A 23,263-nucleotide genomic window follows, 5' to 3' on the forward strand; every position below is an offset into this window, starting at 1 on the left:
CGCCACAAACACATCTTGAGAGCACCACAAAACGCCCCGTCATTACTCGATGCCGGGGCGTTTTGCTATCTACGATTCAACTTGCCCCACCCCAGGCCGACAAACTGACCTGTAGGAGCGAGCTCGCTCGCGATGGACGTGAACGATGACGTGCACTACCTGGAAAAACGCACCGCCTTCAAATTCATCGCGAGCAAGCTCGCTCCTACACGCCCCGGGCCGACAAAGTGGCACTATCATCAATTCAAGTTGGCGGAGATAACGGATATGTCCCTACGCACCCTGCTCAGCACCTTGCTGGTGGCCTGCAGCCTTTCGGCCATGGCAGCCACCGAAATCGTGCCCCTGAACTACCGTACCAGCGCCGACCTGCTGCCCGTGGCGCAGGATTTCATCGGCAAGGATGGCCAGGTCAGCGCCTATGGCAATCAACTCATCGTCAACGCCGATCAGCGCAAGATCGACGAACTTAAAGCCCTTCTTTCGCAACTCGACACCGCACCCAAGCGCCTGCTGATCACCGTCGACACCAGCGACAACAACTTCCAGGGTGACCAGGGTTATTCGGTGAACGGCGCCAAGCCAAGCCAGACCCGCATCATCAACTACAGCACCGATAGCCGCGACGGCGGCATTCAGCAAGTGCAGGCCAGCGAAGGCGCACCGGCGCTGATCCAGGTGGGCCAGAGCGTGCCGCTGACCAGCTCGCAGACCGACTCCTACGGCGACCTGCGTAGCCAGACCGAATACCGCAACGTCACCCAGGGCTTCTACGTCACCGCAAACGTCACCGGCGACATCGTTCACCTGTCGATCAGTACCAACCATGACCGCATGAGCCAGGAACGTCCCGATGTAGTGAACGTACAAAGCACCGACACAACCGTCACCGGCCACCTCGGTGAGTGGATCCTGCTGGCCGGGGTCAACGGCCAGACCCAGGCCGACAAACAGGGCCTGACCCGCAGCTACTCGACCCAGAGCCGCAACGACATGACATTGCGGGTGAAAGTCGACACCTTGGACTAAAGCACCAAAAACTGACTGACGAGTCGTATTAGACCAAAGATGTAGTGCCCGAAAAAAAGCACTACAAAACGTTTGACGAGCCAAAAAAGCAAAGGCATGATGGCCTCGCTCCCGCTAATCAGAGGCCCTGGCAAGGGCCTTCGAGGCGATGTTCGCACCTACCCCGCGAACCGCTTCGTGTCTGTACCGCCCACAAGGTGTGTTTGACGAGGTTGTCGACTGGAACGAAGTTGTCCCGAGGGACGGAAGCGTAATAGGTAACCCGGCACCACACTGTTGTTCGCACCAAGGCCCACGACGCCCGAATGCGCCCGCAGTTCGCCTTTACCTGCTCACTTCCCCTCGAGCCGATCGTTCATCCCGTCGCCCTCCCCGCCGAATCCGACTTGACCGCTTAAGCTTCTGGTCAGCGAGCGCAGGAATTTTCCACCGCAGAACAACTTTTCATAAAGACGCGACGAGGTTTATCTCCCATGGCACTGACACGCGAACAGCAAATTGCAGCCCTCGAAAAAGACTGGGCTGAAAACCCGCGCTGGAAAGGCGTGACACGCACTTACTCCGCTGCTGACGTCGTCCGCCTGCGTGGCTCGGTTCAACCTGAGCACACCTTTGCAAAAATGGGCGCCGAGAAGCTGTGGAACCTGGTCACCCAGGGTGCCAAGCCAGCCTTCCGTCCTGAGAAAGATTTCGTCAACTGCATGGGCGCCCTGACCGGCGGCCAGGCTGTACAACAAGTCAAGGCCGGTATCCAGGCGATCTACCTGTCGGGCTGGCAAGTGGCTGCGGACAACAACTCCGCCGAATCGATGTACCCGGACCAGTCGCTGTACCCGGTGGACTCGGTTCCAACCGTGGTCAAGCGCATCAACAATTCGTTCCGTCGTGCCGACCAGATCCAGTGGAAAGCCGGCAAGAACCCGGGCGACGCTGGCTACATCGACTACTTCGCGCCAATCGTGGCTGACGCCGAAGCCGGCTTCGGCGGCGTACTGAACGCCTACGAGCTGATGAAGAGCATGATCGAAGCAGGCGCCGCCGGCGTTCACTTCGAAGACCAAGCTGGCTTCCGTGAAGAAATGCGGCCACATGGGCGGCAAGGTACTGGTTCCTACCCAAGAAGCTGTACAGAAGCTGACCGCTGCTCGCCTGGCAGCTGACGTTGCCGGTACTCCGACCATCATCCTGGCCCGTACCGACGCTAACGCCGCTGACCTGCTGACTTCGGATTGCGACCCGTACGACCAGCCATTCGTGACTGGCGAGCGCACCCAGGAAGGCTTCTACAAAGTACGCGCCGGCCTGGACCAGGCGATCGCCCGCGGCCTGGCTTACGCTCCGTACGCCGACCTGATCTGGTGCGAAACCGCCAAGCCTGATCTGGACGAAGCCCGTCGCTTCGCTGAAGCGATCAAGAAGGAATACCCGGACCAATTGCTGTCGTACAACTGCTCGCCTTCCTTCAACTGGAAGAAAAACCTGGACGACGCGACCATCGCCAAGTTCCAGCGCGAACTGTCCGCCATGGGCTACAAGCACCAGTTCATCACCCTGGCCGGCATTCACAACATGTGGCACAGCATGTTCAACCTGGCGCACGACTACGCCCGCAACGACATGACTGCCTACGTGAAGCTGCAAGAGCAGGAATTCGCTGACGCCGCCAAGGGTTACACCTTCGTGGCTCACCAGCAGGAAGTGGGCACCGGCTACTTCGACGACATGACCACCGTGATCCAGGGTGGCTCGTCTTCGGTGACCGCGCTGACCGGTTCGACTGAAGAAGAACAGTTCCACTGATCTGCTTCGACTGAGACATCAGCCGCTGCGGACCCGATAGAAAGCTAACCGCAGCGCTGCACATCTGACGCCCCGACTGGTTCGGGGCGTTTTTTTTTGCGCGCGATTCAATGAACGCCCCTCTGTAGGAGCGAGCTTGCTCGCGAAAAACTCAAGAGCACCGCTGGGAGTCAGGTTTTGCGCGTTATCGTTCGCGACCATCGCGAGCAAGCTCGCTCCTACAAGGATCGGCGGCGGCCTCGACAAAAACATTGATCCAGCGCGTCATCCACCGTCCGAAAATCCGCTAAAACGCTCACCACCGCTACTTGCTGTAACGCCCATATAAGACAACTTCCCGAGTATCCGAAGGACAAGCAGTTTAAAAATCACGCCAAACAATACTGATTATCATTTAGCACAAACAATGTTCGTTACATTCCCTACAAAACATAATTGACGAAATGCCGGCTAATGCCCGAGCCGCAAGGCCTGTGGGGGTTTTGAGGCACGCTATGTCCTTATTCCTATAATAAATTTCGCTATAGGAATTTTACTTGCCGGGTGTTTAGCCATAAAATCAGCGGGATTGATTGCTGCGACATATCGTCACTGCTTTTGTTTCTTTTCAAGCTCAGAGACCTTTGCTCTCTGTTAAGGATTACCAGCATGCCCGAAGCGACAGGACTCATGGCCCACAACTGGGGCTTTGCCATTTTCCTTCTAGGTGTTGTCGGCCTCTGTGCCTTCATGCTCGGTGTTTCCAGCCTCCTTGGGTCAAAAGCCTGGGGCCGCAGCAAAAACGAACCGTTCGAGTCCGGCATGCTACCTACAGGTGGCGCCCGCTTGCGGCTCTCAGCCAAATTCTATCTGGTCGCGATGCTCTTCGTGATCTTCGATATCGAAGCCCTCTTTCTCTTTGCATGGTCTGTGTCCGTCCGCGAAAGCGGCTGGACCGGATTCGTCGAAGCTCTCGTTTTCATAGCAATTCTGTTGGCAGGCCTTGTCTACCTATTCCGAGTGGGCGCCCTTGACTGGGCTCCGGAAGCTCGGCGCAAGCGGCAAGCGAAGCTGAAACAATGAGGCTTTGGCAATGCAATACAATCTCACCAGGATCGACCCCGATGCTCCTAACGAGCAGTATCCGATTGGCCAACGGGAAACCGTTTCCGATCCGTTAGAAGATCAAGTCCACAAAAACATTTTCATGGGCAAGCTCGAAGACGTGCTTAACGGCACGATCAACTGGGGGCGCAAGAACTCCCTGTGGCCGTACAACTTCGGTCTTTCGTGCTGCTACGTGGAAATGACCACCGCCTTCACGGCGCCCCACGACATCGCGCGCTTTGGCGCCGAGGTTATCCGGGCATCGCCGCGTCAGGCGGATTTCATGGTTATCGCCGGTACCTGCTTCATCAAGATGGCGCCGATCATTCAGCGTCTCTACGAGCAAATGCTCGAGCCTAAATGGGTCATTTCCATGGGTTCGTGCGCCAACTCCGGTGGCATGTACGACATCTACTCCGTCGTTCAAGGGGTGGACAAGTTCCTGCCCGTGGACGTCTACGTGCCTGGCTGCCCGCCCCGCCCTGAGGCTTTCCTGCAAGGCTTGATGCTGTTGCAGGAGTCGATTGGCCAGGAGCGTCGCCCACTTTCCTGGGTCGTTGGTGATCAAGGCGTCTATCGCGCCGAGATGCCTTCCGAAAAGGAAAAGCGCCGCGAACAGCGTATTCAGGTAACCAACCTGCGCAGCCCCGACGAAGTCTGATCCAGATCTGCTTCTTAAAAAGAACGAGAACCTGGCTTCATTCTTTACGTTGACCGAAAGCGATAAAATAACCATGACTACAGGCAGTGCTCTGTACATCCCGCCTTACAAGGCAGACGACCAGGATGTGGTCGTCGAACTGAACAACCGTTTTGGCCCGGAGGCGTTCACCGCCCAGCCAACCCGCACCGGCATGCCGGTGCTTTGGGTTGCCCGCGCCAAACTCGTCGAAGTCCTGACTTTCCTGCGTAACCTGCCCAAGCCGTACGTCATGCTCTATGACCTGCACGGCGTGGACGAGCGTCTGCGTACCAAGCGTCAAGGGCTGCCGAACGGCGTCGACTTCTCCGTGTTCTATCACTTGATGTCGATCGAACGTAATAGTGACGTAATGATCAAGGTCGCCTTGTCCGAGAGCGACCTCAGCCTGCCGACCGTCACCAGCATCTGGCCGAACGCCAACTGGTACGAGCGTGAAGTCTGGGACATGTTCGGCATCGACTTCAAAGGCCACCCTCACCTGTCGCGCATCATGATGCCGCCGACCTGGGAAGGTCACCCGCTGCGCAAGGACTTCCCGGCCCGCGCCACCGAGTTCGACCCGTTCACCCTGAACCTGGCCAAGCAACAGCTCGAGGAAGAGTCCGCGCGCTTCAAGCCTGAAGACTGGGGCATGAAGCGTTCCGGCCCGAACGAGGACTACATGTTCCTCAACCTCGGCCCGAACCACCCGTCCGCGCACGGTGCGTTCCGCATCATCCTGCAGCTGGACGGCGAAGAAATCGTCGACTGCGTACCGGACGTCGGTTACCACCACCGTGGTGCCGAGAAGATGGCCGAGCGCCAGTCCTGGCACAGCTTCATCCCGTACACCGACCGTATCGACTACCTCGGCGGCGTGATGAACAACCTGCCGTACGTGCTCTCGGTCGAGAAGCTGGCCGGCATCAAGGTGCCGGAGAAGGTCGACGTCATCCGCATCATGATGGCCGAGTTCTTCCGGATCACCAGCCACCTGCTGTTCCTGGGGACCTACATCCAGGACGTCGGCGCCATGACCCCGGTGTTCTTCACCTTTACCGACCGCCAGCGCGCCTACACGGTGATCGAAGCCATTACCGGTTTCCGTCTGCACCCGGCCTGGTACCGCATCGGTGGCGTCGCCCACGACCTGCCGCGCGGCTGGGAAAAACTGGTCAAGGATTTCGTCGAGTGGATGCCAAAGCGTCTGGACGAATACCAGAAAGCCGCACTGGACAACAGCATCCTGCGTGGCCGGACCATCGGCGTCGCCGACTACAACACCAAAGAGGCCCTGGAATGGGGCGTCACCGGTGCCGGCCTGCGTTCGACCGGTTGCGATTTCGACCTGCGTAAAGCGCGCCCGTACTCGGGCTACGAGAACTTCGAATTCGAAGTGCCGCTGGCCGCCAATGGCGATGCCTACGACCGCTGCATCGTGCGTGTCGAGGAGATGCGCCAGAGCATCAAGATCATCGACCAGTGCCTGCGCAACATGCCGGAAGGCCCGTACAAGGCGGATCACCCGCTGACCACGCCGCCGCCGAAAGAGCGCACCCTGCAGCACATCGAAACCTTGATCACGCACTTCCTGCAAGTTTCGTGGGGCCCGGTCATGCCGGCCAACGAATCCTTCCAGATGATCGAAGCGACCAAGGGCATCAACAGTTATTACCTGACGAGCGATGGCGGCACCATGAGCTACCGCACCCGGATTCGCACCCCAAGCTTCCCGCACCTGCAGCAGATCCCTTCGGTGATCAAAGGCAGCATGGTCGCGGACTTGATTGCGTACCTGGGTAGTATCGATTTCGTTATGGCCGACGTGGACCGCTAAGCATGAACAGCACGCTTATCCAGACAGACCGTTTCACCTTGAGTGAAACCGAGCGCTCGGCCATCGAGCACGAGTTGCATCACTACGAAGACCCGCGCGCGGCGTCGATCGAAGCCCTGAAAATCGTCCAGAAGGAACGTGGCTGGGTGCCGGACGGCGCTCTGTACGCCATCGGCGAGATCCTCGGCATCCCGGCCAGCGACGTTGAAGGCGTGGCGACTTTCTATAGCCAGATCTTCCGTCAGCCGGTCGGCCGTCACATCATTCGCGTCTGCGACAGCATGGTCTGCTACATCGGCGGCCACGAGTCCGTGGTCAGCGAAATCCAGAGCAAGCTCGGCATCGGCCTGGGTCAGACCACTGCCGACGGTCGTTTCACCCTGTTGCCGGTCTGCTGCCTCGGCAACTGCGACAAGGCGCCGGCGTTGATGATCGACGACGACACTTTCGGTGATGTGCAGCCAGCAGGCGTTGCCAAATTGCTCGAGGGCTACGTATGACCCTGACTTCCTTCGGTCCGGCCAACCTCATCAAGCGTTCGGCCGAGACTCATCCGCTGACCTGGCGTCTGCGTGACGACGGCGAAGCTGTCTGGCTCGACGAGTACCAGGCCAAGAACGGTTACGCCGCTGCGCGCAAGGCCTTCGCCGACATGGCTCAGGACGACATCGTCCAGACCGTGAAAGATTCCGGCCTCAAGGGTCGCGGCGGTGCAGGCTTCCCCACTGGTGTGAAGTGGGGCCTGATGCCAAAGGACGAGTCCATCGACATCCGCTACCTGCTGTGCAACGCGGATGAAATGGAGCCCAACACCTGGAAAGACCGCATGCTGATGGAGCAACTGCCCCATCTGCTGATCGAAGGCATGCTGATCAGTGCCCGCGCGCTGAAAACCTACCGTGGCTACATCTTCCTGCGTGGCGAGTACACCACCGCCGCCAAGCACTTGAACCGTGCCGTGGAAGAAGCCAAGGCCGCAGGCCTCTTGGGCAAGAACATCCTGGGTTCGGGTTTTGATTTCGAGCTGTTCGTCCACACCGGTGCCGGGCGTTACATCTGCGGTGAAGAAACCGCACTGATCAACTCCCTCGAAGGCCGCCGCGCCAACCCGCGCTCCAAGCCGCCCTTCCCTGCCGCCGTTGGCGTGTGGGGCAAGCCGACCTGCGTGAACAACGTCGAGACCCTGTGCAACGTGCCGGCGATCATCGCCGACGGCGTGGACTGGTACAAATCGTTGGCTCGCGAAGGCAGCGAAGACATGGGCACCAAGCTCATGGGCTTCTCCGGCAAGGTCAAGAACCCTGGCCTGTGGGAACTGCCGTTCGGCGTTACCGCTCGCGAGCTGTTCGAGGACTACGCCGGTGGCATGCGCGACGGTTACAAGCTCAAGGCCTGGCAGCCTGGCGGCGCCGGTACCGGCTTCCTGTTGCCGGAACACCTGGATGCACAAATGTACGCCGGCGGCATCGCCAAAGTGGGCACCCGTATGGGTACCGGCCTGGCCATGGCGGTGGACGACAGCGTCAACATGGTGTCCCTGCTGCACAACATGGAGCAGTTCTTCGCTCGCGAGTCCTGTGGCTTCTGCACCCCGTGCCGCGATGGCTTGCCATGGAGCGTCAAGCTCCTGATGGCCATCGAGAACGGTGAAGGCCAGCCCGGCGACATCGAGACCCTGCTGGGTCTGGTCGGTTTCCTCGGCCCAGGCAAGACCTTCTGTGCTCACGCACCGGGCGCCGTGGAGCCATTGGGCAGCGCAATCAAATACTTCCGTCCAGAGTTCGAAGCCGGTATCGCGCCTGTCAGCGCCGCCGTCCCGCCTCTGGCAAGGCCGATCCTGGTCGGCGCGTAAACGCTTAAAAAAGGCGAAGGGTCCGTGCCTTTCGCTTTTCGTGTGATGACGCCTTTAACGGCTGTGTTGATTCACGCGGATAACAAGATTCCATTAGCCACGCCCGCTGACACCGGGCCAACGAAGAACTTTGAACCATGGCCACTATCCACGTAGACGGCAAAGAGCTCGAAGTCGATGGGGCAGACAACCTGTTACAGGCATGTCTGTCGCTAGGCCTCGATATCCCTTATTTCTGCTGGCACCCTGCCCTTGGCAGCGTTGGCGCTTGCCGCCAGTGCGCGGTCAAGCAGTACACCGACGAGAACGACACCCGTGGTCGTATCGTCATGTCCTGCATGACCCCTGCCACCGACGGCACCTGGATCTCCATCGAAGATGAAGAATCCAAGGCCTTCCGCGCCAGTGTTGTCGAATGGCTGATGACCAACCATCCTCACGACTGCCCGGTCTGTGAAGAAGGCGGTCACTGCCACCTGCAAGACATGACGGTAATGACCGGCCACAACGAGCGCCGTTACCGCTTCACCAAGCGTACCCACCAGAACCAGCAACTGGGCCCGTTCATTTCCCACGAGATGAACCGCTGCATCGCTTGCTACCGCTGCGTGCGCTTCTATAAAGACTACGCTGGCGGCACCGACCTTGGTGTGTTCGGCGCCCACGACAACGTGTACTTCGGTCGCGTTGAAGACGGCACCCTGGAAAGCGAGTTCTCCGGCAACCTCACTGAGGTCTGCCCGACCGGTGTGTTCACCGACAAGACTCACTCCGAGCGCTACAACCGCAAGTGGGACATGCAGTTCTCGCCGAGCATCTGCCATGGTTGCTCCAGCGGTTGCAACATCTCCCCGGGCGAGCGCTACGGTGAACTGCGTCGTATCGAAAACCGTTTCAACGGTTCGGTAAACCAGTACTTCCTGTGCGACCGTGGCCGTTTCGGCTATGGCTACGTCAACCGCGAAGATCGCCCGCGTCAGCCGCTGTTGGCCAACGGCACCAAGCTGAGCCTCGACGAAGCGCTGGACAAGGCCGCTGACCTGCTGCGCGGTCGCAACATCGTCGGTATCGGTTCGCCGCGTGCCAGCCTCGAAAGCAACTACGCGTTGCGCGAACTGGTGGGCGCCGAGCACTTCTACTCCGGTATCGAAGCCGCTGAGCTGGAACGCATTCGTCTGGTCATGCAGGTGTTGAAAGACAGCCCGCTGCCAATCCCGAACATGCGCGACATCGAAGACCACGATGCAATCTTCGTCCTCGGTGAAGACCTGACCCAGACCGCTGCGCGCATGGCCCTGTCCCTGCGCCAATCGGTCAAAGGCAAAGCCGAAGACATGGCCGACGCCATGCGCGTTCAGCCTTGGCTCGACGCTGCGGTGAAGAACATCGGTCAGAACGCTCTGAACCCGCTGTTTATCGCCAGCCTGGCTGAAACCAAGCTCGACGACATCGCTGAAGAATGCGTTCACGCCGCTCCCGACGACCTCGCCCGCATCGGTTTCGCCGTTGCTCACGTACTCGACGCCAGCGCCCCAGCAGTTGAAGGCCTCGATGCTGAAGCCCTCGAACTGGCCAAGCGCATCGCTGACGCCCTGCTCGCGGCCAAGCGTCCATTGATCATTGCCGGTACCTCGTTGGGTTCCAAGGCGCTGATCGAAGCGGCTGCAAACATCGCCAAAGCCCTGAAGCTGCGCGAGAAGAACGGTTCCATCAGCCTGATCGTGCCTGAGGCCAACAGCCTCGGCCTGGCCATGCTCGGTGGTGACTCGGTCGACGCCGCGCTGCAAGCCGTGATCGACGGCCGTGCCGACGCCATCGTCGTGCTGGAAAACGATCTGTACACCCGCACCGACAAAGCCAAGGTTGATGCCGCCCTGACCGCCGCGAAAGTGGTGATCGTTGCCGACCATCAGAAAACCGCCACCAGCGATCGCGCGCACCTGGTTCTGCCAGCCGCCAGCTTCGCCGAAGGCGACGGTACGTTGGTCAGCCAGGAAGGCCGCGCCCAGCGCTTCTTCCAGGTCTTCGATCCGAAATACATGGATGCCAGCATCCTGGTTCACGAAGGCTGGCGCTGGCTGCATGCCCTGCGCGCGACCCTGCTGAACCAGCCGATCAACTGGACCCAGCTGGACCACGTCACCGCTGCTGTCGCGTCGAGCACGCCGCAACTGGCGCGTATCGTTGATGCTGCACCGTCCGCCTCGTTTCGCATCAAGGGCATGAAACTGGCCCGCGAACCGCTGCGTTACTCCGGCCGTACCGCCATGCGTGCCGACATCAACGTGCACGAACCGCGTACCCCGCAAGACAACGACACCGCGTTCAACTTCTCGATGGAAGGTTACTCGGGCTCGGCCGAACCGCGTCAGCAAGTGCCATTCGCCTGGTCTCCGGGCTGGAACTCGCCGCAAGCCTGGAACAAGTTCCAGGACGAAGTCGGTGGTCACATCCGCGCTGGCGACCCGGGCACCCGCCTAATCGAAAGCACTGGTGACTCGCTGAACTGGTTCGCCAGTGTTCCGCGCGCGTTCAACCCGGCCCAAGGCACCTGGCAGGTTGTGCCGTTCTTCCACCTGTTCGGCAGCGAAGAGAACTCTTCGAAAGCCGCTCCGGTTCAGGAACGCATTCCGGCTGCCTATGTTGCTCTGGCCAAGTCCGAAGCCGACCGCCTGGGTGTCAATGACGGCGCCATGCTGAGCTTGAACGTCGCTGGTCAGACCCTGCGTCTGCCACTGCGTATCAATGAAGAGCTGGGCGCCGGTCTGGTGGCTTTGCCTGCGGGCATCGCCGGCATTCCGCCAGCGATCGCAGGCTTTTCCGTTGACGGTCTGCAGGAGGCAGCTCAATGACCTTGTTCACTCCTGAAGTGATCGACATCATCATCGCGGTCCTCAAGGCCGTGGTGATTCTGCTCGCCGTAGTGGTTTGCGGCGCCCTGCTGAGCTGGGTCGAGCGTCGTCTGCTCGCCCTCTGGCAGGACCGTTACGGTCCGAACCGAGTCGGTCCGTTCGGCGCGTTCCAGATCGCCGCCGACATGATCAAGATGTTCTTCAAGGAAGACTGGACGCCGCCGTTCGCCGACAAAGTGATCTTCACTTTGGCGCCGGTCGTGGCCATGAGCGCCTTGCTGATTGCCTTCGCAATCATCCCGATCACCCCGACCTGGGGTGTCGCGGACATCAACATCGGCATCCTGTTCTTCTTCGCCATGGCGGGTCTGTCGGTCTACGCGGTGCTGTTCGCCGGCTGGTCGAGCAACAACAAGTTCGCCCTGTTGGGCAGCTTGCGTGCTTCGGCGCAGACCGTGTCGTACGAAGTGTTCATGGGCCTGTCGCTGATGGGCATCGTGATCCAGGTCGGCTCGTTCAACATGCGCGACATCGTTGAATATCAAGCGCAGAACCTGTGGTTCGTCATTCCGCAGATCTTCGGTTTCCTGACCTTCTTCATCGCTGGCGTGGCCGTAACTCACCGTCACCCGTTCGACCAGCCGGAAGCGGAACAGGAACTGGCCGACGGTTACCACATTGAATACGCCGGCATGAAATGGGGCATGTTCTTCGTCGGCGAGTACATCGGCATCGTGTTGATTTCGGCGCTGCTGGTGACCTTGTTCTTCGGTGGCTGGCACGGTCCGTTCGGCATTCTGCCGCAGATCCCGTTCATCTGGTTCGCGTTGAAAACCGCGTTCTTCATCATGTTCTTCATCCTGCTGCGCGCCTCGATTCCGCGCCCACGGTATGACCAAGTGATGGATTTCAGCTGGAAGTTCTGCCTGCCGCTGACCCTCGTCAACATGCTGGTGACCGCTGCGATCGTGTTGCTCAACACGCCCGCCGTCGCGGCTCAGTGAGGATAGAGAATCATGAAGTACATTTTTGACATCGTGCATGGCTTCTACACCCAGCTTCGTAGCCTGGTGATGATCTTCAGCCACGCCTTCCGCAAGCGCGACACGCTGCAGTACCCGGAAGAACCGGTCTACCTGCCGCCGCGCTACCGTGGGCGTATCGTCCTGACCCGCGACCCCGACGGCGAAGAGCGTTGTGTAGCGTGCAACCTGTGCGCCGTGGCGTGCCCGGTCGGTTGCATCTCGCTGCAGAAAGCTGAAACCGAAGACGGTCGCTGGTACCCGGAGTTCTTTCGCATCAACTTCTCGCGCTGCATTTTCTGCGGCCTCTGCGAGGAAGCCTGCCCGACCACCGCGATCCAGTTGACACCGGATTTCGAAATGGCCGAGTTCAAACGTCAGGACCTGGTTTACGAGAAAGAAGATCTGCTGATCTCCGGCCCCGGCAAAAACCCTGATTACAACTTCTATCGTGTTGCAGGTATGGCGATTGCCGGTAAGCCCAAAGGCTCCGCGCAGAATGAAGCCGAACCGATCAACGTGAAGAGCTTGCTGCCTTAAGGAAGAAAGATGGAATTCGCTTTCTATTTCGCATCGGGTATCGCTGTGGTGTCCACGCTTCGCGTGATCACCAACACCAACCCTGTGCACGCCCTGCTCTACCTGATCATTTCGCTGATCGCCGTGGCGATGACCTTCTTCGCCCTCGGCGCACCGTTTGCCGGTGTCCTGGAAGTGATCGCCTACGCTGGCGCCATCATGGTGCTGTTCGTGTTCGTGGTGATGATGCTGAACCTGGGCCCGGCCTCGGTTCAGCAAGAGCGCGCCTGGCTCAAGCCCGGCATCTGGGGCGGCCCGGTCGCTCTCGCAGCCTTGCTGCTGGTGGAATTGCTGTACGTGCTGCTCTCCCACCAGAGCGGCCAGGCCGTCGGCCACACCACCGTAGACGCCAAGGCCGTGGGCATCAGCCTGTTCGGTCCTTACCTGCTGGTGGTCGAACTCGCCTCGATGCTGCTGCTCGCCGCAGCCGTCACGGCGTTCCACTTGGGCCGCAACGAAGCCAAGGAGCAATGACGATGCCTGCTATCCCTATGGAGCATGGTCTGGCGGTCGCCGGCATCCTGTTCTGCCTCGGTCTGGTCGGCCTGATGGTCCGCCGCAACATCCTCTTCGTGCTGATGAGCCTGGAGGTCATGATGAATGCCTCCGCTTTGGCGTTCATCGTTGCCGGTAGCCGCTGGGCGCAGCCGGATGGACAGATCATGTTCATCCTGGTGATCAGCCTGGCAGCCGCCGAGGCCAGTATTGGCCTGGCGATCCTGCTGCAACTGTATCGCCGCTTCCACACGCTCGATATCGACGCTGCCAGTGAGATGCGCGGATGAACCTTCTCTATCTGACTTTCCTGTTCCCTCTGATCGGTTTTGTGCTGCTGGCGTTCTCCCGGGGACGCCTCTCGGAAAACCTCTCGGCGCTGATCGGCGTCGGCTCCATTGGCCTGTCGGCGATCGTCGCTGTCTATGTGATCTGGCAGTTCAACGTCGCCCCACCCGAGGGTGGTCACTACACCCAGGTACTGTGGCAATGGATGGCGGTGGAAGGCTTCACGCCGAACTTCGCCCTGCACCTGGACGGCCTGTCGGTGACCATGCTCGGTGTGGTCGTCGGCGTCGGCTTCCTGATCCACCTGTTCGCCTCCTGGTACATGCGCGGTGAAGACGGCTACTCGCGTTTCTTCGCCTACACCAACCTGTTTATCGCCAGCATGCTGTTCCTGGTACTGGCCGATAACCTGCTGTTCGTGTACTTCGGCTGGGAAGGCGTGGGCCTGTGCTCGTACCTGTTGATCGGTTTCTACTACAGCAACCGCAACAACGGTAACGCCGCACTCAAGGCCTTCATCGTGACCCGTATCGGCGACGTGTTCATGGCCATCGGCCTGTTCATCCTGTTCGCCCAACTGGGCACCCTGAACATCCAGGAACTGCTGGTGCTAGCTCCGCAGAAATTCCAGTCCGGCGACTTCTGGATGGTCATGGCCACCCTGATGCTGCTCGGTGGTGCTGTCGGTAAATCCGCGCAACTGCCGCTGCAAACCTGGCTGGCGGACGCAATGGCCGGCCCGACTCCGGTTTCGGCACTGATCCACGCCGCAACCATGGTGACCGCCGGTGTCTACCTGATCGCCCGTACCCATGGCCTGTTCACCCTGGCGCCGGAAATCCTGCATCTAGTAGGAATCGTCGGTGGCGTGACCCTGGTGTTGGCTGGCTTCGCGGCTCTGGTTCAGACCGACATCAAGCGTATCCTCGCCTACTCGACCATGAGCCAGATCGGCTACATGTTCCTGGCCCTGGGCGTCGGTGCCTGGGATGGCGCGATCTTCCACCTGATGACCCACGCCTTCTTCAAGGCCCTGCTGTTCCTTGCGTCCGGTTCGGTGATCGTTGCCTGCCACCACGAGCAGAACATCTTCAAGATGGGCGGTCTGTGGAAGAAACTGCCACTGGCCTACGCCAGTTTCATCGTCGGCGGCGCGGCCCTGGCGGCCTTGCCTCTGGTGACCGCAGGCTTCTACTCCAAGGACGAAATCCTCTGGGAAGCGTTCGCCAGCGGCAACCACGGTCTGCTCTATGCCGGTCTGGTCGGCGCGTTCATGACCTCGCTGTACACCTTCCGCCTGATCTTCATCGCGTTCCACGGTGAAGTGAAGACCGAAGCCCACGCCGGTCACGGCATCGCCCACTGGCTGCCACTGTCGGTGCTGATCGTATTGTCCACCGCCATCGGCGCGATGATCGTTCCACCGCTGCACGGCGTGCTACCGGAAAGCGTCGGCCATGCCGGCGGCGAAGCCAAGCACAGCCTGGAAATCGCTTCGGGCGCCATCGCCCTGGCCGGTATCCTGCTGGCCGCGCTGCTGTTCCTCGGCAAGCGTCGCTTCGTGACTGCCGTCGCCAACAGCGGCATCGGCCGTTTCCTCTCGGCCTGGTGGTTCGCTGCCTGGGGCTTCGACTGGATCTACGACAAACTGTTCGTCAAGCCATACCTGGCGATCAACCACATCCTGCGCAAAGACCCGCTCGACCAGACCATCGGTCTGATCCCGCGCATGGCCAAAGGCGGTCACACCGCCCTGAGCCGTACCGAGACCGGTCAACTGCGTTGGTATGCCGCCTCGATGGCTGCTGGTGCCGTGCTGGTAATCGGCGCCGTCGTGCTGGTAGCGGTCTGATATGAACCTTGCGAATTTGCGAAAGGAAACGAGCCCGTCATGATTCTGCCCTGGCTAATCCTGATCCCCTTCATCGGCGGCCTGCTGTGCTGGATGGGTGAGCGCTTCGGCGCCACCCTCCCGCGCTGGATTGCGCTGATCACCATGTCCCTGTTGCTCTCCCTCGGCCTCTGGCTGTGGGCCAACGGTGACTATTCATTTGCCCCGGCGCCTGGCGCCGACCCGACCTGGGCGCTTGAGTTCAAGCACGTCTGGATCCAGCGCTTCGGCATCAACGTGCACCTGGCCCTCGACGGCCTGTCGCTGTTGATGATCCTGCTGACCGGTCTGCTGGGTGTCCTCTCGGTACTCTGCTCGTGGAAAGAGATCCAGCGTCATGTGGGCTTCTTCCACCTGAACCTGATGTGGATCCTGGGCGGTGTCGTCGGCGTGTTCCTCGCCCTCGACCTGTTCATGTTCTTCTTCTTCTGGGAAATGATGCTGGTGCCGATGTACTTCCTCATCGCGCTCTGGGGTCACAGTTCTTCGGACGGCAAGAAAACCCGGATCTACGCGGCGACCAAGTTCTTCATCTTCACTCAGGCTTCCGGCCTGATCATGCTGGTGGCGATCCTGGGCCTGGTACTGGTCAACTTCAACGACACTGGCGTGATTACCTTCAACTACGCCGACCTGTTGAAGACCAAGATGTCGATGACCACCGAGTACATCCTGATGCTCGGCTTCTTCATCGCCTTCGCGGTCAAGCTGCCGGTCGTGCCGTTCCACTCCTGGCTGCCTGACGCTCACGCCCAAGCGCCGACCGCGGGTTCCGTCGACCTCGCCGGTATCTTGCTGAAGACCGCGGCCTATGGCCTGCTGCGTTTCGCCCTGCCGCTGTTCCCGAATGCCTCGGCCGAGTTTGCGCCGTTTGCGATGACCCTGGGTCTGATCGGGATCTTCTACGGTGCGTTCCTGGCGTTCGCGCAAACCGACATCAAGCGTCTGATTGCCTTCTCGTCCGTTTCCCACATGGGCTTCGTACTGATCGGCATCTACTCCGGCAGCCAACTGGCGCTGCAGGGTGCGGTGATGCAGATGCTGGCGCACGGCCTGTCGGCGGCGGCACTCTTTATCCTCTCCGGTCAGTTGTACGAGCGTACCCACACCCGCGACATGCGCGAGATGGGTGGCCTGTGGTCGAAGATCGCTTACCTGCCAGCCTTAAGCCTGTTCTTCGCAGCAGCGTCCCTGGGTTTGCCGGCGACCGGTAACTTTGTCGGTGAGTTCCTGATCCTGATCGGCACCTTCCCGATCGCTCCATGGGTCACCATCATCGCGACGTCCGGCCTGGTGTTCGGTTCGGTCTACTCGCTGATCATGATCCACCGTGCCTACTTCGGCCCGTCGAAATCGGACGCGGTGTTGCATGGCATGGACGGTCGCGAACTGATCATGGTGGTCGGTCTGGCCGCACTGCTGATTTACATCGGCGTGTACCCACAACCGTTCCTCGATACCTCTGCCGCTACGATGCATGGCGTGCAGCAGTGGCTCGGCACCGCCTTCACTCAACTCGCTTCGGCCCGGTAAGAGCGCTATGGAATTCACGACTCAACACTTTATCGCGCTAGCGCCGTTGTTGATCACCAGCGCCACGATCATCGTGGTGATGCTGGCGATCGCCTGGCGCCGCAACCACTCCCAGACCTTCCTGCTGTCGGTGGCGGGTCTGAACCTGGCGTTGCTGTCGATCCTGCCAGCCTTGAAGGTCGCGCCATTGGCTGTGACCCCACTGCTGCAAATCGATAGCTTCGCTTGCTTGTACATGGCGCTGATCCTGGTCGCCACCCTCGCTTGTGTGACCCTCGCCCACGCCTACCTCGGCGATGGCGGCACGGGTTACCCGGGCAACCGTGAAGAGTTGTACCTGCTGATCCTGATGGCCGCCGCCGGTGGCCTGGTTCTGGTCAGCGCGCAGCACCTGGCCGGGTTGTTCGTCGGCCTGGAACTGCTGTCGGTGCCGGTCTACGGTCTGGTGGCCTACGCCTTCTTCAACAAGCGTTCGCTGGAAGCCGGCATCAAGTACATGGTGCTGTCGGCGGCCGGTTCCGCGTTCCTGTTGTTCGGTATGGCCCTGCTCTACGCTGACGCCGGTTCCCTGAGCTTCGTCGGCATCGGCCAGGCGCTGGCGGCTACTGGCCTGCCAAGCTCGCTGGCACAACTGGGCTTGGGCATGATGCTGATCGGCCTGGCGTTCAAGCTGTCGCTGGTACCCTTCCACCTCTGGACCCCGGACGTGTACGAAGGTGCTCCGGCACCGGTTGCAGCGTTCCTGGCTACCGCTTCGAAAGTAGCCGTGTTCGCGGTGATGGTGCGTCTGTTCCAGATTTCGCCAGCGGCGAGCAGCGGCGTGCTGAGCAACGTGCTGACCATCATCGCCATCGCGTCGATCCTGTTCGGTAACCTGCTGGCCCTGACCCAGAGCAACCTCAAGCGTCTGCTGGGTTACTCGTCCATCGCCCACTTCGGCTACCTGCTTATCGCCCTGGTGGCGAGCAAGGGCCTGGCCGTGGAAGCGATCGGCGTGTACCTGGTCACCTACGTGATCACCAGCCTCGGTGCTTTCGGCGTGATCACCCTGATGTCCTCGCCGTACAAAGGCCGTGACGCAGACGCCCTGTACGAATACCGCGGCCTGTTCTGGCGCCGTCCGTACCTGACCGCCGTCCTGACCGTGATGATGCTGTCCCTGGCCGGTATCCCGCTGACCGCGGGCTTCATCGGCAAGTTCTACATCATCGCCACCGGCGTCGAGTCCCATCAGTGGTGGCTGGTCGGTTCCTTGGTACTGGGCAGCGCCATTGGCGTGTTCTACTACCTGCGTGTGATGGTCACCCTGTACCTGATCGAACCGAACCTGCGTCGCGTCGACGCCCAGCTGCACTGGGAACAACGTGCGGGCGGCGTGATGCTGCTGGCGATTGCGGTACTGGCGTTCTTCCTCGGCCTGTATCCGCAACCGCTGCTGAACCTGGTTCAACAGTCGGGCCTGGCGGGTTGATCGCTTGAGCGACACTTGGTAGAAAACGGAAACGGCACCTTCGGGTGCCGTTTTTGCGTTTAGGAATTCAAAAGCAAAGATCGCAGCCTGCGGCAGCTCCTACAACAGGATGGCCTACACCCTGTAGGAGCTGCCGCAGGCTGCGATCTTTTGAGCTTCTTACCCTACCCCTTTCAGGAAGATGCTTGCACGACGGTATGCAATAGCTGACATCCGATCATCGCTACCGAGCGCTATGGTGCGTGAAAAACCATTCGGAGCACTCCATGAAACGGGAAACATATACGTTGCGGGACAGCAGTTTTGATTACTCACCCAATTTGACACATGACGATTTGACCTATCGTCAGCTTGCCTTTGTCGGCGCTCTGAATTCTGGCTATATTTGTCCAGAATATGGGAGAAAAACCATGATCGTCGTTCCGCTGGCCGAAGCAAAAAACAATCTGTCCAAACTCGTCGATGACGCGGCCGCCGGACAGATCATCACGATTGCCAAACATGGTCGGGCCCTTGCGCGTCTGGTTCCGGTGGGAAAACCCCGCGGACAGCGTATCGGAGCGATGAAAGGCAAACTGGTGCTTCCCGAAGACTTTGACGCCTCACTGCCGGACGACATGCTCGATGCTTTTGAAGGCACTCAAGAATGAGGCTTCTGCTCGACACGCATATTTTGCTCTGGACGCTCAGCGATGACCCCAGGCTATCCGGCAAAGCCAGAAAGCTCATTGAGAGTGCTGCCGACATTTACATCAGCGCAGCGACATTCTGGGAGATGGCGATCAAGGTCGGGCTGGGAAAGCTGAACGTTGACCTGGAAGAAATCCGCCAGTACTGCCTCGACAGCGGGTTCATCGAGCTGCCTGTGACCTCAGAACACGCCATTGCCGTGAAGGACCTCGAACATCACCATCGGGACCCGTTTGACCGCCTCATTGTTGCAACGGCCATGACAGAACCCATGAAACTTCTCACCGCCGATCCATTGGTTGCCAGGTACACGGATCTGGCTGTTTTGGTCTGATCGGCCCACCACCACAAGTGATCATTTGTTCAGGAAATGTTTATTCGGTTGGAGAAACCGGATGAATGAGATGGCCTGCTCGCGATAGCAATGGAACAGGCACTGTGCAGGAGCCGTGTTATCCGCCGCGGTTGCGGCAATCGCCTGCCACTGTGTATTTGATGGTGTTGAGTCGGCCCTGAGAATCTTCATAGGTCATTGCGGTGGGTACTACGGCGCAGGTAACTTGTGGCCGCACGACACTCACTACTTTCACCACATCTAGCTTCATTCCGTATTGGTAGTCTTTCACCACCGGTGCGGGTTTGCCCTGGCTGGCGGCGTACTCTTCCATGGCTTGGGTGTTGGCGCTCAGCATCTTTTCGAACGTCCTGTCACCGCCACCTTCAGCGAGCACATTCATGGACATCGCCATCACCCCGGCGAACGCAAGCAACTTAATCAACGTCATATTCTGTACCTTCAGCTCATAAAAAAAGCCCATCATCGGCATTCGATGACGGGCTAGTTCAAGTGCGACACGCTTACAAGTCTTTGGTCTTGTCGTCCTTCTTTTCATTCACGACAACGGGGTCACGCGCCTGTTGCTTCGCGACAAACTTCTCCACCGAACGGTCATTGGCCGCCATCATTTTTTCAAAGGTTCTGTCGCCGCCACCTTCAGCCAAAACAACAGTAGACATCACCAACGCCGCTGCAAACGCACTCAGTTGTGCAAGTTTCATGTTTGATTCCTCGTTTAATTAACTAACGAGGCCAAGGTAACAATCCGAACCTTTCATGACGGTGGCGTGGAGATTACATATCCGTTATGTAGCTGCCACTCTGTTGAATCAGGGTAAATAACTAATGTGGGAGCGGGCTTGCTCGCGAAGGCGGTGGAACAGACACAAACAAAAAACGGCACCTTTCGGTGCCGTTAGCGTTTCACATTACAGACGATTATTTACGCGCCGCCTCCCAAGACTTCAGCAGTTCGGCGTAGCTCACGGTCTCGCCCTTAGGCTTCTCGTTCGCCAGTTTCGGTTTCGGTGCGCCCGGCTGGTCGAACCAGTATTGCGCGTCGCGTTCCGGGTTCATTTTCGGGGCGCAGGTGGCTTGTGCCTTCGAGCGCTCCAGACGGCTCATGATTGCGTCCTGATCCTTGGCCAGACCGTCCAGCGCCTCTTGCGGGGTTTTCTCGCCGCTGGCGGCTTCGGCGATGTGGCTCCACCACAACTGCGCGAGGCGAGGATAATCAGGCACGTTGGTCCCGGTCGGGGTCCATTGCACGCGAGCCGGGCTGCGGTAGAACTCCACCAGGCCACCGAGTTTCGGCGCCAGGTCGGTCATGGCTTGCGAGTTGATGTCCGACTCGCGGATCGGCGTCAGGCCGACGATGGTTTTCTTCAGCGACACGGTTTTCGAGGTCACGAACTGCGCATACAGCCAGGCCGCGAGTTTTTGCTTCTCAGGCGTGGACTTCATGAACGTCCAGGAACCCACGTCCTGATAGCCCAGCTTCATGCCCTCCTCCCAGTACGGTCCGCGCGGCGACGGCGCCATGCGCCATTTCGGCGTGCCGTCGGCGTTCATCACCGCCAGGCCCGGTTTGGTCATGTCGGCGGTGAATGCGGTGTACCAGAAGATCTGCTGGGCGATGTTGCCCTGGGACGGCACCGGACCTGATTCGGAGAAGGTCATGCCTGCCGCTTCCGGTGGCGCGTACTTCTTCATCCAGTCCACATACTTGGTGGTGGCGAACACCGCGGCCGGGCCGTTGGTATCGCCGCCGCGGGTTACGCTGGAACCCACCGGGTGGCAATCCTCGACGCGGATGCCCCACTCGTCCACCGGCAAACCGTTGGGCAGCCCCTTGTCGCCGCCACCGGCCATGGAGAACCAGGCATCGGTGAAGCGCCAGCCCAGGGACGGGTCTTTCTTGCCGTAGTCCATGTGCCCGTAGACGCGCTTGCCGTCGATTTCCTTGACGTCTTCGGTGAAGAATTTGGCGATGTCTTCATAGGCCGACCAGTTCACCGGTACGCCCAACTCATAGCCGTACTTTTCCTTGAACTTGGCCTTCAGGTCCGCACGCTCGAACCAGTCAGCGCGGAACCAGTACAGGTTGGCAAACTGCTGGTCAGGCAATTGATAGATCTTGCCGTCCGGCGCGGTGGTGAAGGAGATGCCGATGAAGTCCTTGATGTCGAGGGTCGGCGAGGTGAAGTTCTTGCCCTCGTTGGCCATCAGGTCGGTGATCGATTCGGTCTTGCCGTAGCGGAAGTGCGTACCGATCAGGTCCGAGTCGTTGACCCAGCCGTCATAGATATTTTTGTCCGACTGCATCTGGGTCTGCAGTTTTTCCACCACGTCGCCTTCCTGCAGCAGGTCGTGAGTCAGCTTGATCCCGGTGATATCGGTGAAGGCCTTGGCCAGTACCTTGGACTCATACTCGTGGGTGGCGATGGTTTCCGACACCACTTTGATGCTCATCCCGCGAAACGGCTCCGCGGCCTTGATGAACCACTTCAGCTCTTCGAGTTGTTGATCGGCCGTCAGGGTGGATGGCTTGAATTCACTGCCGATCCATTTCTTCGCGGCGTCTTCATAGGCATCGGCCCAGGCCGAAGCGCTCAAACCGCTGAGTGCCAGCATGGCTGCCAATGAAATGCTATGTCGCAGCTTATTGTTTTTGTCGAACATAGAGACCTCCTGTTTAAGTTTCGGAGCAACATTGCCGAGCGATTCGACTAGCCCCAACGCATCACAGCCAACAGCCACACCAGGGACATCGCGAAGGCGACCCAGATGCTCCAGTCGGTGACGCCGATTACCAGCAAGTGCAGGTAGGCGCTGCCGAGAAGACCGATGAACAACCGATCGCCACGGGTGGTGGCAATCGGTAAAAAACCACGCCGAAGGATGCTCGGCGAGCGCAATTCCCAAGTGGTCATGACCACCAGGATCAGGGCAATCACGCTGAAGAATGCCGCCGTGGGGACGGTCCAGCTCATCCATTCCATCATCAGTTCCTCATACCCGGCCCAGGGCAAAGCCCTTGGCCACGTGGTTGCGAACAAACCAGATCACCAGCATGCCCGGCAGGATGGTCAACACCCCCGCCGCCGCCAGCACGCCCCAGTCGATACCGGATGCCGAGACGGTGCGGGTCATTACCGCCGCGATGGGTTTGGCGTTCACCGAGGTGAGGGTTCGTGCCAGCAGCAGTTCGACCCAGGAAAACATGAAGCAGAAGAACGCCGTGACGCCGATGCCGGAGCCGATCAGCGGAATGAAAATCTTCACGAAGAACTTGGGAAAGCTGTAGCCATCGATGTAGGCGGTTTCGTCGATTTCCTTGGGCACGCCGGACATGAAACCTTCGAGAATCCACACCGCCAGCGGCACGTTGAACAGGCAGTGGGCCAGGGCCACGGCGATATGGGTATCGAACAAGCCGATAGAGGAGTACAGCTGGAAGAACGGCAGCAGGAACACCGCCGGTGGCGCCATGCGGTTAGTCAGAAGCCAGAAGAACAGGTGCTTGTCGCCGAGGAATCGGTAGCGCGAAAACGCATAGGCCGCCGGCAAGGCCACGGTCAGGGAAATGATCGTGTTCAGGCTCACGTAGTACGCCGAGTTGAGGTAACCGGTGTACCAGCTCGGGTCGGTGAAGATCACCTTGTAGTTGTGGAAGGTGAAGTCCTGGGGAAACAACGTCAGGCCGCCGAGGATTTCGCTGTTGCTCTTGAACGACATGTTCAGCAGCCAGTAGATCGGCACCAGCAGGAACAGGATGTAGAGCAGCAGTGGAACAAGCTTTCTCTTGCTCATGGCGGG

The 23,263-nt window shown here is 59.6% G+C and carries 21 protein-coding genes and 1 pseudogene; 17 read left to right on the top strand and 5 right to left on the bottom strand.

Features of this window, described 5'->3' with window-relative positions:
• Positions 1-267: 267 nt before the first annotated feature.
• The 17 genes and pseudogenes from AC3ITY_RS22285 (at position 268) to AC3ITY_RS22365 (ending at position 19,441) form a co-directional block, all read left to right on the top strand.
• On the top strand, positions 268-1,029 hold the full coding sequence (locus AC3ITY_RS22285) for a secretin N-terminal domain-containing protein (protein ID WP_223453964.1): 762 nt from the start codon (positions 268-270) through the stop codon (positions 1,027-1,029).
• A 473-nt stretch (positions 1,030-1,502) separates the two neighbouring features.
• Positions 1,503-2,829 (top strand): annotated as a pseudogene (gene aceA / locus AC3ITY_RS22290) (isocitrate lyase).
• 648 nt (positions 2,830-3,477) lie between these two features.
• The gene (locus AC3ITY_RS22295; protein WP_003223812.1) at positions 3,478-3,891 is read left to right on the top strand and encodes an NADH-quinone oxidoreductase subunit A; all 414 of its coding nucleotides are present in this window, start codon (positions 3,478-3,480) and stop codon (positions 3,889-3,891) included.
• A gap of 10 nt (positions 3,892-3,901) precedes the next feature.
• On the top strand, positions 3,902-4,576 hold the full coding sequence (locus AC3ITY_RS22300; RefSeq protein WP_007970441.1) for a NuoB/complex I 20 kDa subunit family protein: 675 nt from the start codon (positions 3,902-3,904) through the stop codon (positions 4,574-4,576).
• Between the two features lie 73 nt (positions 4,577-4,649).
• On the top strand, positions 4,650-6,434 hold the full coding sequence (gene nuoC / locus AC3ITY_RS22305) for an NADH-quinone oxidoreductase subunit C/D (protein ID WP_223453962.1): 1,785 nt from the start codon (positions 4,650-4,652) through the stop codon (positions 6,432-6,434).
• A 2-nt stretch (positions 6,435-6,436) separates the two neighbouring features.
• Complete coding sequence (nuoE, locus tag AC3ITY_RS22310) at positions 6,437-6,934, top strand: NADH-quinone oxidoreductase subunit NuoE (RefSeq protein WP_008020715.1); 498 nt, start codon at positions 6,437-6,439, stop codon at positions 6,932-6,934.
• Positions 6,931-8,286 carry an NADH-quinone oxidoreductase subunit NuoF gene (gene nuoF / locus AC3ITY_RS22315; RefSeq protein WP_489305008.1) on the top strand — a complete coding sequence of 452 codons (1,356 nt, stop codon included), beginning with the start codon at positions 6,931-6,933 and terminating at the stop codon, positions 8,284-8,286. The genes nuoE and nuoF overlap by 4 nt, the downstream gene beginning before the upstream one ends.
• A gap of 137 nt (positions 8,287-8,423) precedes the next feature.
• The gene (nuoG, locus tag AC3ITY_RS22320; protein WP_489305009.1) at positions 8,424-11,138 is read left to right on the top strand and encodes an NADH-quinone oxidoreductase subunit NuoG; all 2,715 of its coding nucleotides are present in this window, start codon (positions 8,424-8,426) and stop codon (positions 11,136-11,138) included.
• On the top strand, positions 11,135-12,142 hold the full coding sequence (gene nuoH / locus AC3ITY_RS22325; RefSeq protein WP_046037838.1) for an NADH-quinone oxidoreductase subunit NuoH: 1,008 nt from the start codon (positions 11,135-11,137) through the stop codon (positions 12,140-12,142). The genes nuoG and nuoH overlap by 4 nt, the downstream gene beginning before the upstream one ends.
• Positions 12,143-12,154: 12 nt before the next feature.
• Positions 12,155-12,700 carry an NADH-quinone oxidoreductase subunit NuoI gene (nuoI, locus tag AC3ITY_RS22330; RefSeq protein WP_223453956.1) on the top strand — a complete coding sequence of 182 codons (546 nt, stop codon included), beginning with the start codon at positions 12,155-12,157 and terminating at the stop codon, positions 12,698-12,700.
• 9 nt (positions 12,701-12,709) lie between these two features.
• Positions 12,710-13,213: an NADH-quinone oxidoreductase subunit J gene (gene nuoJ / locus AC3ITY_RS22335; protein WP_057399869.1), complete on the top strand. Its 504-nt coding sequence runs from the start codon at positions 12,710-12,712 to the stop codon at positions 13,211-13,213.
• Between the two features lie 2 nt (positions 13,214-13,215).
• Positions 13,216-13,524, top strand: a complete 309-nt coding sequence (gene nuoK / locus AC3ITY_RS22340; protein ID WP_007946416.1) for an NADH-quinone oxidoreductase subunit NuoK — start codon at positions 13,216-13,218, stop codon at positions 13,522-13,524.
• Entirely contained in the window at positions 13,521-15,374 is a 1,854-nt protein-coding gene (gene nuoL, locus AC3ITY_RS22345) for an NADH-quinone oxidoreductase subunit L (RefSeq protein ID WP_489305012.1), read from the top strand. The genes nuoK and nuoL overlap by 4 nt, the downstream gene beginning before the upstream one ends.
• Before the next feature lie 39 nt (positions 15,375-15,413).
• Positions 15,414-16,946: an NADH-quinone oxidoreductase subunit M gene (gene nuoM / locus AC3ITY_RS22350; RefSeq protein WP_489305013.1), complete on the top strand. Its 1,533-nt coding sequence runs from the start codon at positions 15,414-15,416 to the stop codon at positions 16,944-16,946.
• A gap of 7 nt (positions 16,947-16,953) precedes the next feature.
• Complete coding sequence (nuoN, locus tag AC3ITY_RS22355; protein WP_108217843.1) at positions 16,954-18,417, top strand: NADH-quinone oxidoreductase subunit NuoN; 1,464 nt, start codon at positions 16,954-16,956, stop codon at positions 18,415-18,417.
• Positions 18,418-18,683: 266 nt separating this feature from the next.
• Positions 18,684-19,067 (top strand): type II toxin-antitoxin system Phd/YefM family antitoxin, encoded by a 384-nt coding sequence (locus AC3ITY_RS22360; protein ID WP_223453950.1) that lies wholly within the window; start codon positions 18,684-18,686, stop codon positions 19,065-19,067.
• Positions 19,064-19,441, top strand: a complete 378-nt coding sequence (locus AC3ITY_RS22365) for a type II toxin-antitoxin system VapC family toxin (protein WP_223453948.1) — start codon at positions 19,064-19,066, stop codon at positions 19,439-19,441. The genes AC3ITY_RS22360 and AC3ITY_RS22365 overlap by 4 nt, the downstream gene beginning before the upstream one ends.
• Before the next feature lie 118 nt (positions 19,442-19,559).
• Here the strand turns inward: AC3ITY_RS22365 and AC3ITY_RS22370 are convergent, their stop codons facing one another.
• The 5 genes from AC3ITY_RS22370 to AC3ITY_RS22390 all read right to left on the bottom strand — a co-directional run bounded on the left by AC3ITY_RS22370 (position 19,560) and on the right by AC3ITY_RS22390 (position 23,257).
• A complete protein-coding gene (locus AC3ITY_RS22370; RefSeq protein ID WP_223453946.1) occupies positions 19,560-19,892 on the bottom strand; it encodes a DUF2790 domain-containing protein in 333 nt (110 codons plus the stop codon).
• 73 nt (positions 19,893-19,965) lie between these two features.
• Complete coding sequence (locus AC3ITY_RS22375) at positions 19,966-20,166, bottom strand: co-regulatory protein PtrA N-terminal domain-containing protein (protein WP_489305015.1); 201 nt, start codon at positions 20,164-20,166, stop codon at positions 19,966-19,968.
• A 217-nt stretch (positions 20,167-20,383) separates the two neighbouring features.
• Positions 20,384-22,126: an ABC transporter substrate-binding protein gene (locus AC3ITY_RS22380; protein WP_489305016.1), complete on the bottom strand. Its 1,743-nt coding sequence runs from the start codon at positions 22,124-22,126 to the stop codon at positions 20,384-20,386.
• Positions 22,127-22,173: 47 nt separating this feature from the next.
• The gene (locus AC3ITY_RS22385; RefSeq protein WP_095943787.1) at positions 22,174-22,446 is read right to left on the bottom strand and encodes a DUF2160 domain-containing protein; all 273 of its coding nucleotides are present in this window, start codon (positions 22,444-22,446) and stop codon (positions 22,174-22,176) included.
• Positions 22,447-22,456: 10 nt separating this feature from the next.
• A complete protein-coding gene (locus AC3ITY_RS22390; protein ID WP_489305018.1) occupies positions 22,457-23,257 on the bottom strand; it encodes a carbohydrate ABC transporter permease in 801 nt (266 codons plus the stop codon).
• Positions 23,258-23,263 lie beyond the last annotated feature (6 nt).

The organism is Pseudomonas sp. GL_091 (assembly GCF_057837725.1).